We start from the raw sequence: 17,090 nt of genomic DNA, 5'->3' as shown, positions 1-17,090 counted from the left end.
TATATAGTAACAAGAAAACGATTAAGTGGGAATAATTGAATTCTTAAAGGAAAAAGCTAAGAAATTAATAGTAAACGTTTAAGTTAAATTACAAACTAATCCCGCAATTAGAATAACATAAAACCAATAAAACGCAATCTACTAATATGATATTTGTAAATTATGCACTAAAAACGGTGAAGAAACTGTGGCGAAAACACAAATTTTCGAAAATCTATTGTGATTTTTGAAAAATAGAGCTATATTTAAGTTAACGAAAACGATTAAGCGTGTTGAGACGTAATTATTCAGGGGGAACTGATGGTTTCATTAAAGGATATTGCAGCTGAGTGCGGGGTGAGCATTGCCACTGTTAGTAAGGCATTAAATGATCACAGCGACATAGGCGTAGAAACAAAAAATAGAATTAGAAAAAAAGCTAATGAAATGGGATATGTCCCAAATGCCGCAGCAAAATCCATGAAAACAAATAGAACACATAATATTGGAGTTTTATTTATGGATGATGCGAACAGCGGATTGCAACATGATTTCTTTGCAGGTGTTCTAGAAAGCTTTAAAAAGGCAGTTGAAAAAGAAGGATATGACATAACCTTCATTTCTAATGATAGAACACGACCAGGAAGATCTTCATATTTGAACCATGCAAGATATAGAAGATTTGACGGAGTGATAATTGCAAATGTTCATTTCGACGATCCTGAGGTTATCGAACTTGTTAACAGCGATATACCAGTAGTTACAATCAACCATATATATAATGACACAACAGCAATTCTTTCAGATGATGTGGATGGTATGACAGCTCTAGTGGATTTCGCAATAAAGAATGGACACAGAAAGATAGCATACATTCATGGAGCGGATTCTTCGGTTACAAAATCAAGACTTATAACCTTCAACCAGAAAATGGAAGAGTATGGAATAGATATTCCAGAGGGCTACGTTGAAGAATCTCCTTACCGAGATATGCATGGTGCGTATGAAACAACATTAAAATTGCTGGAAAGAGAAGATATTCCAACCTGCATTTTATACCCGGATGATTATGCATCTTATGGTGGAATAAGAGCAATAAATGAGAAGGGACTTAAAGTTCCAGAGGATATATCTATTATAGGATACGATGGAATTAGAGTGGCAAGACACATAAGACCACGTCTTACTACTTATAGACAGAACACTGATGAAATGGGAACACAGGCTGCACGAAATCTTATAGATTTAATCGAAAGGCCAAACACAACACTTATTAAGCAAGTGGTTATAAAAGGAAATCTCCTTGAGGGAGACACATTGAAAAAACTGGATTAGGCATTTGGTTGAGAAATCAACTTATATAAATGCAGATACAATTAACAAAAACGTGTATAACACGTAAAAATTGGGAGGAACAAAAGAATGAAAAGAAGATTAGTAAGCTTGCTAGCAATAGCAACAATGACTGCATCAATGGTAGCAGGATGCGGCACTACATCTATGGAAGGCACAAGCTCTAGCGAAGATGCTGCTCCAAAGTCAACAGAAGAAATTGACGCAGAAGCAGAATCAGTTGAACTTGCAGAGGACACAGGAAAGGTTCTCAACATCTATGTATGGAATGAAGAGTTCAAGAGCCGTGTAACAGATCACTATCCAGGATATGAGGAAGTTGATGCTACTCATGGTAAGATTGGTGATGTTGACGTTGTATGGCAGATTACAGAAAATCAGGGCAATTCATACCAGGATAACCTTGATACAGCTTTGAAGTCACAGGCAGACGCAGCCGATGATGACAAGGTTGATATCTTCCTTATCGAAGCAGATTACGCTTCAAAGTATTGCGATACAGACTACACAATGGCTCTTAGTGATCTTGGTATCACATCTGAAGACCTTGGTGATCAGTATGAATATACACAGACAATCGTAAAAGATAGCGCTGGTAAAATTAAAGGCTCTTCATGGCAGGCAGCTTCAGCTGGTCTTATCTACAACAGAGATATTGCGCTTGAAGTTCTCGGAACAGAGGATCCAGAAGAGGTTCAGGCAGCAGTAGCTGATTGGGATAAGTACAATGAGACAGCTGGAAAGATGGCAGACGCTGGTTATACAATGTGTTCAGTAATGGATACATATCGTACATATTCAAACAATGTATCTGGTAAGTGGGTACAGGACAACAAGGTAGTTGTTGATGACAACCTTATGAATTGGGTAGATGATTCTATGGAGCTTGTTGATGCTAATGCTGAGACAACATATGCTCTTTGGGGCGATGACTGGGCAAAGGGTAAATATCCAGAAGGAAAGCAGTTCTGCTACTTTGGACCAGCTTGGTTCTTTAACTTCTGCTTAGACGCAGACAAAGAAGGTACAGTTGCTAACAGTGGTAGATGGGGATTCTGCGAAGGACCACAGTCTTACTACTGGGGTGGAACATGGATTTGCGCAGCAACAGGCACAGATAACCCTAACCTTGTAAAGGATATCATCCTTACAATGACAACAGATCAGACAGTACTTAAGGAAATCGCACAGGATGACCTTGATTGCGTAAACAGCAAGACAGTTCTTGATGAGCTTGCATCATCAGATGAAGGTAACATGGATATCCTTGGTGGACAGAACCCATATGCACAGCTTGCAGCAGGTGCAGAAGGTATCGATCTTTCAAACCTTTCACCATATGATCAGGGATGTAACGAAGAGTTCCAGAACGCTATGAAGAACTACTTCGAAGGCAATGCAACAAAGGATGAAGCACTTGAGTTATTCAAGACAGCAATCGTTGAGAAGTATCCTACACTTACAGCAGAGTAATATTAACGAATTTTAGAAACTATTATAGGGGCGTATGGGTTATCCTATGCGCCCTGTATATTGAAAGCGACAAAAGGGAGTACCTTTATGAATAAGAAGAGCAAAGTTGTACGTTACAATAAATGGGGATACATATTCTTGCTACCCTTCATAGTGGTCTTTTTAGTATTCCAATTAATTCCTTTAGTAACGACATTTTACAATTCATTTTTCTTACATATGGAGGATGGACTTACTGAAATCGGTCCTACTTTCATAGGCTTGGAAAACTATTCCACAATTATTTCAAATGGCGATTTACCAAAGTATTTCACTAATACAATGATTATGTGGTTCATGGGATTTGTGCCACAGATATTATTATCATTGCTTTTAGGAGCATGGTTTACAGATCCTTCTCTTAGACTTAAATTTCAAAGATTTTTTAAGACAGTTATTTACTTACCAAACTTAATCATGGCATCAGCTTTTGCGATGTTATTCTTTACATTGTTCTCAGATATGGGCCCAATAAATGATATTTTATTAAAACTTGGGATACTTAGTGCACCATATCAGTTTATGAGCCATGCATGGTCAGTGCGTGGACTGGTTGCTACAATGAACTGCCTTATGTGGTTTGGAAATACGACTATTCTTCTGATGGCGGGCATGATGGGAATTGATCCTGCTTTATTTGAAGCGGCTCAAGTAGATGGTGCAACTGCTACTCAGATTTTCTATAAGATAACATTACCATTACTTAAGCCTATTCTTATCTATGTAATGATTACTTCATTAATCGGCGGATTACAGATGTTTGATGTACCTCAGATTTTAACTAACAGAACCGGTGATCCAATGCGTACATCAATGACTCTTATTATGTATCTAAACAGAAACCTGTCTGTTGGAAGTAGAAACTATGGATTTGCTGGTGCATTATCTGTATTTATGTTTATCTTGACAGGTATCCTCAGTTTAATCGTATTTAAGATGACTGGAAAAGAGGATAAGGACGGAAGATAATCTTTGTCTGATGAAAATGTTTTTAGAGAGGATAATAATATGACGACAAATACAAGTGATGTAGCTGGAAAGACAAATGAGGGTGCATCTATCTTTGCAAGACGAGTAATTGCATACATAGTATTGATCTTAATAACTATTATATGCTTGTTCTGGTTCTATATACTGTTTGTCAATGCTACTAGATCTCATTCAGAAATGAGTGCCGGATTTACTCCTTTTCCTAGCAGTCATCTCATGGAAAACTGGAAAAATCTTTTAGAGGGCACAATGCCTGTTGTATCAGGTATGGTGAACTCATTGATAATTGCTACTTTATCAGCTGCCTTGGCTACTTATTTCAATACAATGACAGCTTATGCTATTCACGCATATGATTTTAGATTTAAAAATTTCATTTATACATTTATTTTAATGATTATGATGATTCCAACACAGGTTACTGTTCTTGGTTTCATTGGATTAATCAATGACATGGGCATCAATGATAGTGCTATACCGCTTATAGTACCATCTATAGCTTCTCCAGCTGTTTTCTTCTATATGAAGCAATACATGGATTCAACCCTTCCATTATCATTAATAGAAGCAGCACGAATTGATGGCTCAGGTGAATTTAGAACATTCAATCAAATTGTTGTGCCTCTTATGAAGCCAGCAATTGCAGTACAGGCAATCTTTAGCTTTGTTGCCAGCTGGAATAACTACTTCGTACCAGCCCTTGTTCTACACTCACAAGAAAAGAAAACATTACCTATATTAATGCAGCAATTACGTAGTGCAGACTTCCTTAAATTTGATATGGGACAAGTTTACATGATGATTGCATTTTCAATTTTCCCTGTTATTATTGTATATCTCCTTCTTTCAAGATATATTGTAGGTGGTGTAACATTAGGTGGAGTTAAGGGCTAATAGGAAGGACCCACGAAGTGGGAGGAACCTATTAGCCACAGCGCAGCCCATCGCCGTAGGCGATATACAATGGCTGCGCTTTCCCGTTGTAGCGAGAATACCTAGAGGCTGAGCCAATTAGTCATGGCTGCGCTTTCCCGTGTTAAGCAACAACTAAAGACTGAGCCTTTTTAATCCTAAAGTGCTGATTAATTGTATTAAGGAAAAAGACTTGACAGACTTGACTAGCTATGATAAATTTAGCTAGCGACTAAGAAAGCAGGTCTTTTTTTTATGCTCTTTTTTCGCCTCATCAAATTGTTCGCTATGATGAGTGAGTATAGGTAGACCTACAGTAGAAAATTTACGGAGGTGGAAGTTGTGCGCACAAAGATAACATTGGCATGTACAGAATGCCAGCAGCGTAATTACAACATGACAAAAGACAAGAAGACACACCCTGACAGAATGGAAACAAAGAAGTATTGCAGATTCTGCAAGAAGCACACAATGCACAAAGAGACAAAGTAGTCTAGCGGAGGTGCGATTATGGCAGATGAGAAAAAGGTAAAGTCAGGACGTTTTTCGGGTCTTAAGACAGAGTTCGATAAAATTGTCTGGGCAGATCCTAAGGACGTGTCAAAGCAGACAACAGCAGTTGTAGCTGTGTCAGTAGTTGTAGCATTGATCATCATCGTATTAGATGCAGTGATCAACAAAGGTGTAAATATCCTAGTAAATTTATAATGGAGGCATCGCATATGGCAGAGGCAAAGTGGTATGTAGTTCATACTTACTCAGGCTATGAGAACAAAGTCAAGACAAACATTGAAAAGGCTATCGAGACACAACATCTTGAGGAGCAGATTCTTGATGTACGAGTTCCTATGGTTGAGGTTACCGAGACTAAGGACGGAGTTAAAAAGCAAGTTTCTAAAAAGATGTACCCTGGTTACGTTCTTATTGAGATGATTATGAATGATGAGACTTGGTATGTTGTCAGAAACACTAGAGGTGTTACAGGCTTCGTAGGACCAGGAAGCAAACCAGTGCCATTGTCAGAGGCAGAGGTTAAAGCTTACTTACTAGGTGACAACACAGAGAAAGCCAACGTTGAGGTTGATTTCGAAATTGGTGATACTCTTAGCGTCGTAGATGGTACCTGGAAAGATACCGTTGGAGTTGTTAAGTCTATCAACACTAAGAAACAGACAGTTACAATCAGCGTTGAGATGTTCGGCCGTGAGACTCCGGTTGAGATTGATTTTACGGACGTACGAAGAATGGATTAGGAAAGTGTTTTACGGCAGAGCCGTAATGAAAATGACACTGACCGACAACGCACTATTGCGAAGCAATCGTGCGGGTAATTAGATTTGCAGGAGGAATAGGATAATGGCAAAGAAAATCGAAGGCTATATCAAGTTGCAGATTCCAGCAGGCAAGGCTACACCAGCCCCACCAGTTGGTCCAGCACTTGGTCAGCACGGTGTAAATATCGTGGAGTTTACAAAACAGTTTAACGCAAAGACAGCTGATATGGGAGATACAATCGTTCCTACAATTATCACTGTATACGCAGATAGAAGCTTTGGCTTCATCACAAAGACTCCACCAGCTCCAGTTCTTATTAAGAAGGCATGCAAGATTGCTAAGGCATCTGGTACACCTAATAAGACAAAGGTAGCAAAGATCACAAAGGCTCAGGTTAAGGAAATCGCAGAGACAAAGATGCCAGACCTTAATGCAGCAACAATCGAAGCTGCTATGAGCATGATCGAGGGAACATGTAGATCAATGGGCGTTGAGGTTGTAGAGTAATCACAGCTTAGCGAAAACAACGTTCTTTACTATTAATTATTGAGTGGGAGAGCTTAAGGCTCGATAAACCACAGGAGGTAAACATGAAAAGAGGAAAGAAATACGTAGCAGCTGCACAGTCATACGATAAGTCAGTTGCATACGATCCAGCAGAAGCAATCGCACAGGTTAAGAAGAATGCTACTGCAAAATTTGATGAGACAATTGAGGCTCATATCAGAACTGGTTGTGACGGTCGTCACGCTGAGCAGCAGATCCGTGGTGCAGTTGTACTTCCACACGGTACTGGTAAGTCAGTTAGAGTTTTAGTATTCGCTAAGGGTGCTAAGCTTGACGAGGCACAGGCTGCAGGCGCTGATTTCGTTGGCGGCGAGGAGCTCATTCCAAAGATCCAGAACGAAGGATGGTCTGAGTTCGATTCTGTAGTTGCTACTCCAGATATGATGGGTGTTGTTGGTCGTCTTGGTCGTGTACTTGGACCTAGAGGACTTATGCCAAACCCAAAGGCTGGTACAGTTACTATGGATGTTGCAAAGGCTGTTGAGGAAATCAAAGCTGGTAAGATTGAGTATAGACTTGATAAGACAAACATTATCCATGTACCTATCGGAAAGGCTTCTTTCACAGAGGAGCAGTTAGCGGACAACTTCCAGACTCTTATGGATGCTATCAACAAGGCTAAGCCATCAAGCTTAAAGGGTCAGTACATCAAGAGCATTTCACTTGCTCCAACAATGGGACCTGGCGTTAAGCTTAATGTTGCAAAGGTTTCAAACTAATTGTTGACAATCCAATATACATAATGATATAATGCACAAAGTTGTTGCCGAAGACAGCAGGTGGCGTTAGCCGTAAAGAGATTATTCTCTACCAGCCGAGGACGATTAAGTATTTATCGATTAATCACCTCTATGTCTTTATGGCATAGAGGTTTTTTACTTTATCCTCATATAAGCAACACTAAAAATTATAAGGAGGAAAAATTCGTGGCAAAAGTTGAATTAAAGCAGCCTATCGTTGACGAGATTTCAGCTCAGGTAAAAGATGCAGCATCAGTTGTAGTAGTTGACGCTCGTGGACTTACAGTTGCAGAAGACACACAGTTACGTAAGCAGCTTCGTGAAGCTGGTGTTACTTACAAGGTATATAAGAACACTCTTATGAAGCGTGCTTTCGAAGGAACAGATTTTGCATCTCTCGATGATGTTCTTGAGGGACCTAGTGCAATCGCTGTTTCTAAGGATGATGCTACAGCACCAGCAAGAATTCTTGCTAAGTTTGCTAAGACAGCATCTAACCTTGAGATTAAGGCTGGCGTTGTAGAAGGTACATTCTATGATGCAAAGGGTATGCAGGCAGTTGCAGCAGTACCAAGCAGAGAGGAACTTCTTTCAAAGTTACTTGGAAGCTTACAGTCACCAATCACAAACTTCGCTCGCGTTCTCAACCAGATCGCAGAGCAGGGTGGTGCATCAGCAGAGGCACCAGCAGAAGAGCCAGCTGAGGCTCCTGCAGAGTAATAAATACTCGAATTATTTTAAATTGATTTTATATTTTTTAATGGAGGAAAATAATCATGGCAAAGATGACAACAGAAGAGTTTATCGCAGCTATCAAAGAGCTTAGCGTATTAGAGTTAAATGACCTTGTAAAGGCATGTGAGGAAGAGTTCGGCGTTTCTGCAGCAGCAGGCGTTGTAGTTGCAGCAGCAGCTGGCGATGCAGCAGCAGCTGAGGAGAAGGATGAGTTCGACGTAGAGCTTACAGAAGTAGGTTCTGAGAAGGTTAAGGTTATCAAGGTTGTTCGTGAGGCTACTGGTCTTGGACTTAAGGAAGCTAAGGAACTCGTTGATGGCGCTCCAAAGGTAATCAAGGAAGCAGCTGACAAGGCTACAGCAGAGTCAATCAAGGCTCAGCTTGAGGAGATCGGCGCAAAGGTTACATTAAAGTAATCATTGCTTACGAATTTTTATTGGCAGGTTCATTGCGAACCTGCCAATTTTTCTATATAATAAATTTTTGAAATTAATTTAAATTAATACTTGACTTTACTATTGCATTTGGCATAGAATGTAGTTTGCACTATTATGGTGCAATGTGCATTGCTATGCTTATTTTTATGGGCGTTTTTAGCAGGCATTTTTATGTAAGATATATCCAAAATTTAAAATAAAATGAGAGGTGGAACGTCAATGGAGAAAAACAGAATACGTCCAGTGAAAGCTGGAAAGAACTTGCGTATGAGTTACTCGAGACAAAAAGAGGTACTTGAGATGCCTAATTTAATCGAGGTCCAGAAGAACAGTTACGACTGGTTCGTTAAGGACGGATTAAAAGAAGCGTTTGCAGATATCTCACCTATCCAGGATCGAGGAAATCAGCTTGAGTTACATTTCGTTGGCTTTACATTGTGCAAGGATGAGGTTAAATATACAATCCCACAGTGTAAAGAGCGTGATGCAACATACGCAGCACCTTTAAAGGTTAAAGTGCGCCTTGTAAACAAGGAGTCCGGCGATATGCAGGAGCACGAAATTTTTATGGGTGATTTACCACTCATGACTGAGACTGGCACATTCGTTATTAATGGAGCAGAGCGTGTTATCGTTTCTCAGCTCGTTCGTTCGCCAGGTATCTATTATGCAATCGGCCATGATAAAATTGGTAAGGAGCTTTATTCATGTACAGTTATTCCTAACCGTGGTGCATGGCTTGAGTATGAAACAGATTCCAATGACGTTTTCTATGTACGTGTAGACCGTAACAGAAAGGTTCCTGTTACAGTTCTTATTCGTGCACTTGGTTTGGGAACAAACCAGGAAATTATAGATGTATTTGGTGAAGAACCAAAGATTCTTGCTACATTTGCAAAGGATCCAGCTATCACAGAGAAGAACCCACAGGGTAGCTACGAAGGAGGTCTTTTAGAGCTCTATCGTAAGTTGCGTCCAGGTGAGCCTCTTGCAAAGGATAGTGCTGAATCACTTATTCACGGCATGTTCTTTGATCCTAGACGTTATGATCTAGCAAAGGTTGGCCGTTACAAATTCAATAAAAAGCTTATGCTTAGAAACCGTATCACAGGACACATTCTTGCAGAGGATGTTGTTGATACAACTACAGGTGAGATTATTGCAAAGGCTGGAGATAAAGTTACACTTGAGATGGCTGATGCTATTCAGAATGCAGCTGCTACTCATGTATTCATCCAGACTGAGACTCGCAATGTAAAGGTTCTTTCTAATATGATGGTAGACATCACAAAGTTTGTTGATTGTGATGCAAAGGCTCTTGGTATTACAGAGCTCGTTTACTATCCAGTTCTCGAGAGAATTCTCGAAGAAAACACAACAAAGGAAGACATCGAAGATGCTATTTCTAGATCTGTAGCAGATCTTATTCCAAAGCACATTACTGTTGAGGATGTATTTGCATCTATTAACTATAATATGCATCTTGAGTACGGCATTGGTAAGGATGATGATATCGATCACCTTGGTAACCGTCGTATTCGTGCTGTTGGTGAGTTGTTACAGAACCAGTATAGAATTGGTTTGTCACGTCTTGAGAAGGTTGTACGTGAGCGTATGACTACTCGTGACCTTGAGGACATCTCTCCACAGAACCTTATTAACATTAAGCCTGTTACAGCTGCAATCAAAGAATTCTTTGGTTCATCACAGTTGTCACAGTTCATGGATCAGAACAACCCTCTTTCTGAGTTGACTCATAAGAGACGTCTTTCTGCCCTTGGTCCTGGTGGTCTTTCAAGAGACCGTGCAGGTTTCGAGGTTCGAGACGTACACTATTCTCATTATGGACGTATGTGCCCTATTGAGACACCTGAAGGACCTAACATCGGTCTTATCAACTCACTTGCTAGCTATGCTCGTATTAATGAGTATGGTTTCATTGAGGCGCCATACAGACGTATTGACAAGTCTGATCCAGAGAATCCTCGTGTAACAGACGAAGTTGTTTATATGACTGCTGACGAAGAGGATAATTACCATGTAGCTCAGGCTAACGTTAAGCTTGATGAGGAAGGCCATTTCATGAGAAAGAACGTATCTGGTCGTTTCCGTGAGGAGACTCAGGAATACGATAAGACAATGTTCGATTACATGGACGTATCACCTAAGATGGTATTTTCAGTTGCTACAGCCCTTATTCCATTCCTTCAGAACGATGATGCTAACCGTGCCCTCATGGGTTCAAACATGCAGCGTCAGGCAGTGCCACTTCTTACTACAGAGGCACCAGTTGTTGGTACAGGTATGGAACCAAAGACAGCTGTCGATTCAGGTGTTTGCGTAGTCGCAAAGCGCGCTGGTATCGTAGAGATGTCTGAAACAAAGAGAATTATCATCAAGGCTGATGAGGACGGAACAAGAGATGAGTATCACTTATTCAAGTTCACTCGTTCAAACCAGTCTAACTGCTACAATCAGAGACCTATCGTATTCAAGGGTGACCATGTAGAGGCTGGCGAGGTTATCGCTGATGGTCCTTCTACAAAGAATGGTGAGCTTGCCATCGGTAAGAATCCACTTATTGGTTTCATGACATGGGAAGGTTACAACTACGAGGATGCGGTTCTTCTTTCAGAGAGATTAGTACAGGATGATGTTTATACATCTATTCATATTGAAGAGTACGAGGTAGATGCTCGTGATACAAAGCTCGGACCAGAAGAGATTACACGTGATGTTGCCGGTGTAGGTGATGATGCACTTAAGGATCTTGATGAGAGCGGTATTATTCGTATCGGTGCTGAGGTTCGTGCAGGTGATATCCTTGTTGGTAAGGTTACACCAAAGGGCGAGACTGAGCGTACTCCAGAAGAGAGACTTCTTCTTGCAATCTTCGGTGAGAAGGCTAGAGAAGTTAGAGATACTTCACTTCGTGTACCACACGGAGCATACGGTATCGTTGTTGATGCAAAGGTATTCACACGTGAGAATGGCGATGAGCTTTCTCCAGGTGTTAACAAATCAGTACGTATCTACATCGCTCAGAAGAGAAAAATCGGTGTAGGTGATAAGATGGCTGGTCGTCATGGTAACAAGGGTGTAGTTTCCCGCGTACTTCCAGTTGAGGATATGCCATATCTTCCAAACGGACGTCCACTTGATATCGTACTTAACCCACTTGGTGTTCCTTCACGTATGAACATCGGTCAGGTCCTTGAGATTCACCTTTCACTTGCTGCAAAGGCTCTTGGATTTGATATTGAGACACCAGTATTTGATGGTGCAAAGGAAATTGATATTCAGGATACACTTGAGCTTGCAAATGACTATGTAAATATGCCATTTGACAAGGAAGAAGCTGAGAACGGCGAAGAGACATTCTACGATAAGTACAAAGACGTTCTTCTTGATGAAGTTATGGATTACTTATCTACTAACCGTGCACACAGAGCTCTTTGGAAGGGTGTTCCTATTTCTAGAGATGGTAAGGTACAGCTTCGCGATGGTCGTACAGGTGAGCCATTTGACGGCCCTGTTACAATCGGACACATGCATTACCTTAAGCTCCATCACTTAGTAGACGACAAGATTCACGCTCGTTCTACTGGTCCTTACTCTCTTGTTACACAGCAGCCACTTGGTGGTAAAGCACAGTTCGGTGGACAGCGTTTCGGAGAGATGGAAGTTTGGGCTCTTGAGGCTTATGGCGCTTCATACACACTTCAGGAGATCCTTACAATGAAGTCTGATGATGTTATCGGACGTGTTAAGACTTACGAGGCTATTATTAAGGGTGAGAATATCCCTGAGCCAGGTATTCCAGAGTCATTCAAGGTATTACTTAAAGAATTACAGTCACTTGGTCTTGATGTACGTGTTCTTGATGAGAACCGTGAAGAGGTTGAACTCATGGAGACAAGTGAATATGGAAATACTGACCTCAACGCAATTATTGCTGGAAGCGACAGAAACTTCGCATTCGAAGATGACAATTCATTTGCACAGGCTGGCTTCTCTACAAAGAAATTTGATACAGAGGGCGAACTTGTAGATGATGAGGATGAAGATTTCGAAGATGATGATTTCGAGGATTCAGCAGAAGATTTTGATGAGGATTAATTAGGAAGGGAGCTAGAAAATGCCAGAGAATAAAGAAGCGACATATCAACCAATAGCATTTGACGCAATACAGATTGGATTGGCATCACCTGAGAAGATCAGACAGTGGTCTCGCGGCGAGGTTAAAAAGCCAGAGACAATTAATTACCGTACACTGAAGCCTGAAAAGGATGGTCTTTTCTGCGAAAAGATTTTTGGACCTAGCAAGGACTGGGAATGTCACTGCGGAAAGTACAAAAAGATTCGTTATAAGGGTGTAGTGTGTGACCGTTGTGGTGTTGAGATTACAAAGGCATCTGTACGTCGTGAGCGTATGGGACACATTGAGCTTGCAGCACCAGTTTCACATATTTGGTATTTCAAGGGTATTCCTTCACGTATGGGACTTATTCTTGATCTTTCACCAAAGACATTAGAGAAGGTTCTCTACTTTGCATCATACATCGTACTTGATGCAGGTGAGACCGGACTTATGTACAAGCAGGTTCTTACTGAGGCTGAGTACCAGGAAGCTAGAGAGCAGTATGGTAATGAGTTTAGAGTAGGAATGGGTGCTGAAGCAATCCAGGAGCTTCTCAAGGAAATCGACCTTGACGAAGAAGCTACAAAGCTTCAGATTGAATTAGATAACGCTACAGGACAGAAGCGTTCACGTATCATTAAGAGACTTGAGGTTGTTGAGGCATTCCGCGAGTCAGGAAACAGACCTGAATGGATGATTATGACAGTTATCCCTGTTATTCCACCAGATCTTCGTCCTATGGTACAGCTCGATGGTGGTCGTTTTGCTACATCAGATCTTAACGATTTATACCGTCGTATTATCAATAGAAATAACCGTCTTCGTAGATTATTAGAGCTCGGTGCTCCTGATATTATCGTACGTAACGAAAAGCGTATGCTTCAGGAAGCTGTTGATGCTCTTATCGATAACGGTAGACGTGGTCGTCCAGTTACAGGTCCTGGTAACAGACCTCTTAAGTCACTTTCAGACATGCTTAAGGGTAAGTCAGGACGATTCAGACAGAACCTTCTTGGTAAGCGTGTTGACTACTCAGGACGTTCAGTTATCGTAGTTGGACCAGAGCTTAAGATTTACCAGTGTGGTCTTCCAAAGGAGATGGCACTTGAGCTTTTCAAGCCTTTCGTTATGAAGGAGCTTGTTGGCAATGGTATGGCTCACAACATTAAATACGCTAAAAAGATGGTTGAGAAGTTCGAGCCACAGGTTTGGGACATTCTTGAAGATGTCATTAAAGAGCATCCAGTTATGCTTAACCGTGCTCCTACACTTCATAGACTTGGAATTCAGGCTTTCGAGCCAATTCTTGTAGAGGGTAGAGCTATTAAGCTTCATCCACTTGTATGTACAGCGTTCAACGCCGATTTCGATGGTGATCAGATGGCTGTTCACCTTCCACTTACACAAGAGGCACAGGCAGAGTGTAGATTCATGCTTCTCTCTCCTAACAACCTCTTAAAGCCTTCTGATGGTGGTCCTGTTGCCGTTCCTTCACAGGATATGGTACTTGGTATTTACTACCTCACACAGGAGCGTGGTACTACAGTAGGCGACAGCAGAGAAGAGCTTGGCGAAGGTAAGGCATTCAAGAACCTTAACGAAGCAATTCTTGCATATGAGAATAAAGCTCTTACAATGCATGCTAGAATTAAAGTTCGTGTGTCAAAGAAGATGGCAGATGGCACTGTTAAGACAGGTATTGTTTCATCTACACTTGGTAGACTTATTTTCAACGAAATCATTCCTCAGGATCTTGGTTACGTAGATCGTACAAATCCAGAGAATGAGCTTGTTCCAGAAATTGACTTCCATGTAGGTAAGAAGCAGTTAAAGCAGATTCTTGAAAAAGTAATTAACACACATGGAGCTACAAAGACTGCTGAAGTTCTTGATGATATCAAGGCAATGGGTTACCACTACTCAACAATAGCAGCTATGACAGTTTCAATTTCAGATATGACTGTTCCACCTCAGAAGCCAGAGCTTATTGCAAAGGCAGAAGAGACTGTAGATTTAATCACACGTAAGTATAAGCGTGGTATTACTACAGAAGAAGAACGTTACCGTGAAGTTGTTGAGACATGGAAGAAGACTGATGATGAGCTTACAAGCGCACTTCTTTCTGGTCTTGATAAATACAACAACATCTTCATGATGGCTGATTCAGGTGCCCGTGGTTCTGATAAGCAGATTAAACAGCTTGCAGGTATGCGTGGTTTGATGGCTGATACAACAGGTCGTACAATCGAGCTTCCTATCAAGTCAAACTTCCGTGAGGGTCTTGATGTACTTGAGTACTTCATGTCAGCTCATGGTGCTCGTAAGGGTCTTTCCGATACAGCTCTTCGTACAGCCGATTCAGGATACTTGACACGTCGAATGGTTGACGTTGCTCAGGAGCTTATTATTCGTGAGTCTGACTGTGTTGCTGGTACAGGTCGCGAGATTCCAGGTATGTGGGTATACGCATTCATGGATGGTCGTGAGGAAATCGAGTCACTTAAGGATCGTATCACAGGTAGATTCTCATGCTACTCAATCTACGATGCTAATGGCGAGATGATTGTTAAGGCTAACCATATGATTACACCAAAGCGTGCAGCTGCAATCGTTGAGCGCGGTGTTGATGATAATGGCAACCCAATCAAGAAAGTTAAGATTAGAAACGTACTTAACTGCCGTTCACACGTTGGTGTTTGTGCTAAGTGCTACGGTGCTAACATGGCATCAGGTCGTGCTGTTCAGGTCGGTGAAGCAATTGGTATCATCGCTGCTCAGTCAATCGGTGAGCCAGGTACACAGCTTACTATGAGAACTTTCCATACTGGTGGTGTTGCTGGTAACGATATTACTCAGGGTCTTCCTCGTGTCGAGGAGCTTTTCGAGGCTAGAAAGCCTAAGGGACTTGCAATTATTACAGAAATCCCTGGAACAGTTTCTATTGAAGAAGATTCAAAGACAAAGAAGAGAGAAGTTGTTGTTACAAACTCTGAGACAGGTGATGTAGAGAAGTACCTCATCCCTTATGGCTCACGTATCAAAGTACTTTCAGGACAGGAACTTGAGGCTGGTGATGAGCTTACAGAAGGTTCTGTAAACCCACATGATATCCTTACAATTAAGGGTAAGGCAGCTGTTCAGGATTACCTCATCCGTGAAGTACAGCGTGTATATAGACTTCAGGGTGTTGATATCAACGATAAGCATATCGAAGTTCTTTGCCGTCAGATGCTTAAGAGAATCAGAATTGATGATGCTGGTGATACAGGATTTATGCCTGGTTCACTTGTTGATTGGCTTGATTTCGAAGAAGCAAATGAGCAGATGGAAGCAGAGGGCAAGCAGGTTGCAACTGGTACACAGGAACTCCTTGGTATCACAAAGGCAGCACTTGCTACAAACTCATTCCTTTCAGCTGCATCATTCCAGGAGACAACAAAGGTACTTACAGACGCAGCTATCAAGGGTAAGGTTGACCCACTTAACGGCCTTAAAGAGAACGTTATCATCGGTCGCTTGATCCCAGCTGGTACTGGTATGAAGAGATATTCAAATATTCCACTTTCAACTGATGCTGAAATTGCTAACGCAAACGAAGCAGAGGAGTTTAACCTTGATGGTGAGACTACTGAGGAATTAGTAGATATCGAAGGCTAATAAATGTTAAATATAGACTAGGGATAGAGAAATCTATCCCTAGTTTTTTCACATTTTAAGGGTTGACAGAATGATTTTCAGGAAATATAATGTTCTAGCATGCGCAAATAGGATAACTATGCCTATTTCCATGGGTAAGAATAAATTAGGAGGTAAAAAAGAATGCCAACATTCAACCAGCTAGTTAGAAAAGGTCGTCAGACATCTGAAAAGAAGTCTACAGCACCAGCACTTCAGAGAGGTTATAACTCTCTTAAGAAGAAGCCTACAAACACTTCTTCTCCACAGAAGCGTGGTGTATGTACAGCTGTTAAGACAGCTACACCTAAGAAGCCTAACTCAGCTCTTCGTAAGATTGCCAGAGTTCGTCTTTCAAACGGAATCGAAGTAACATCATACATTCCAGGCGAAGGTCACAATCTTCAGGAGCATAGCGTTGTTTTGATTCGTGGTGGTCGTGTTAAGGATTTACCAGGTACACGTTATCACGTAATCAGAGGTACACTTGATACAGCCGGCGTTGCTAACCGCAAGCAGGGACGTTCAAAGTACGGCGCTAAGAGACCTAAGGATGCAAAATAAGATAGATTATTCTAGCGTCCAGTAATTAATTGTAATTCACATTCACTTTGGTTAATGTTGTTATTTTTTCTCTATAGAAATAATAGCGCATGGACACATAGTATTTAAATGTGAGTACCGTTGATCTAACAAATTTAGTTAAGGAGGGAAGTATCGTGCCAAGAAAAGGACATACTCAAAAGAGAGACGTTTTGGCAGATCCTATATACA

14 protein-coding genes and 1 other annotated feature are annotated in these 17,090 nt (G+C 41.1%); all 14 genes read left to right on the top strand.

Features of this window, described 5'->3' with window-relative positions; genetic code table 11:
- Window positions 1-300 precede the first annotated feature (300 nt).
- The 14 genes from E7276_RS05395 (at window position 301) to rpsL (ending at window position 16,880) form a co-directional block, all read left to right on the top strand.
- Window positions 301-1,314 (top strand): LacI family DNA-binding transcriptional regulator, encoded by a 1,014-nt coding sequence (locus E7276_RS05395; protein ID WP_294214700.1) that lies wholly within the window; start codon window positions 301-303, stop codon window positions 1,312-1,314.
- 87 nt (window positions 1,315-1,401) lie between these two features.
- Entirely contained in the window at window positions 1,402-2,805 is a 1,404-nt protein-coding gene (locus E7276_RS05390; RefSeq protein ID WP_294214698.1) for a carbohydrate ABC transporter substrate-binding protein, read from the top strand.
- An 87-nt stretch (window positions 2,806-2,892) separates the two neighbouring features.
- The gene (locus E7276_RS05385; protein WP_294214695.1) at window positions 2,893-3,813 is read left to right on the top strand and encodes a carbohydrate ABC transporter permease; all 921 of its coding nucleotides are present in this window, start codon (window positions 2,893-2,895) and stop codon (window positions 3,811-3,813) included.
- 39 nt (window positions 3,814-3,852) lie between these two features.
- Entirely contained in the window at window positions 3,853-4,728 is an 876-nt protein-coding gene (locus E7276_RS05380; RefSeq protein ID WP_294214693.1) for a carbohydrate ABC transporter permease, read from the top strand.
- Between the two features lie 360 nt (window positions 4,729-5,088).
- Complete coding sequence (gene rpmG / locus E7276_RS05375; RefSeq protein ID WP_028234592.1) at window positions 5,089-5,238, top strand: 50S ribosomal protein L33; 150 nt, start codon at window positions 5,089-5,091, stop codon at window positions 5,236-5,238.
- A gap of 18 nt (window positions 5,239-5,256) precedes the next feature.
- On the top strand, window positions 5,257-5,454 hold the full coding sequence (secE, locus tag E7276_RS05370; RefSeq protein ID WP_294214691.1) for a preprotein translocase subunit SecE: 198 nt from the start codon (window positions 5,257-5,259) through the stop codon (window positions 5,452-5,454).
- Between the two features lie 14 nt (window positions 5,455-5,468).
- Window positions 5,469-5,999 (top strand): transcription termination/antitermination protein NusG, encoded by a 531-nt coding sequence (nusG, locus tag E7276_RS05365; protein WP_294214689.1) that lies wholly within the window; start codon window positions 5,469-5,471, stop codon window positions 5,997-5,999.
- Window positions 6,000-6,102: 103 nt separating this feature from the next.
- Window positions 6,103-6,528, top strand: a complete 426-nt coding sequence (gene rplK / locus E7276_RS05360; RefSeq protein ID WP_294214687.1) for a 50S ribosomal protein L11 — start codon at window positions 6,103-6,105, stop codon at window positions 6,526-6,528.
- An 83-nt stretch (window positions 6,529-6,611) separates the two neighbouring features.
- Window positions 6,612-7,307 carry a 50S ribosomal protein L1 gene (gene rplA, locus E7276_RS05355; RefSeq protein ID WP_294214684.1) on the top strand — a complete coding sequence of 232 codons (696 nt, stop codon included), beginning with the start codon at window positions 6,612-6,614 and terminating at the stop codon, window positions 7,305-7,307.
- Window positions 7,308-7,336: 29 nt separating this feature from the next.
- Window positions 7,337-7,474: a sequence feature (ribosomal protein L10 leader region), on the top strand.
- Between the two features lie 40 nt (window positions 7,475-7,514).
- Entirely contained in the window at window positions 7,515-8,048 is a 534-nt protein-coding gene (gene rplJ / locus E7276_RS05350; RefSeq protein WP_294214678.1) for a 50S ribosomal protein L10, read from the top strand.
- 56 nt (window positions 8,049-8,104) lie between these two features.
- Window positions 8,105-8,479 (top strand): 50S ribosomal protein L7/L12, encoded by a 375-nt coding sequence (rplL, locus tag E7276_RS05345; RefSeq protein ID WP_028234586.1) that lies wholly within the window; start codon window positions 8,105-8,107, stop codon window positions 8,477-8,479.
- 240 nt (window positions 8,480-8,719) lie between these two features.
- Entirely contained in the window at window positions 8,720-12,619 is a 3,900-nt protein-coding gene (gene rpoB / locus E7276_RS05340) for a DNA-directed RNA polymerase subunit beta (RefSeq protein WP_294214676.1), read from the top strand.
- 19 nt (window positions 12,620-12,638) lie between these two features.
- The gene (gene rpoC / locus E7276_RS05335; RefSeq protein ID WP_294214675.1) at window positions 12,639-16,298 is read left to right on the top strand and encodes a DNA-directed RNA polymerase subunit beta'; all 3,660 of its coding nucleotides are present in this window, start codon (window positions 12,639-12,641) and stop codon (window positions 16,296-16,298) included.
- 162 nt (window positions 16,299-16,460) lie between these two features.
- Window positions 16,461-16,880 carry a 30S ribosomal protein S12 gene (gene rpsL, locus E7276_RS05330; protein ID WP_294214673.1) on the top strand — a complete coding sequence of 140 codons (420 nt, stop codon included), beginning with the start codon at window positions 16,461-16,463 and terminating at the stop codon, window positions 16,878-16,880.
- Window positions 16,881-17,090 lie beyond the last annotated feature (210 nt).

Source organism: Pseudobutyrivibrio sp., from assembly GCF_015057185.1.
In the GTDB taxonomy this organism is placed as follows: domain Bacteria; phylum Bacillota; class Clostridia; order Lachnospirales; family Lachnospiraceae; genus Pseudobutyrivibrio.
This window is presented reverse-complemented; position numbering and strand designations above follow the sequence as displayed.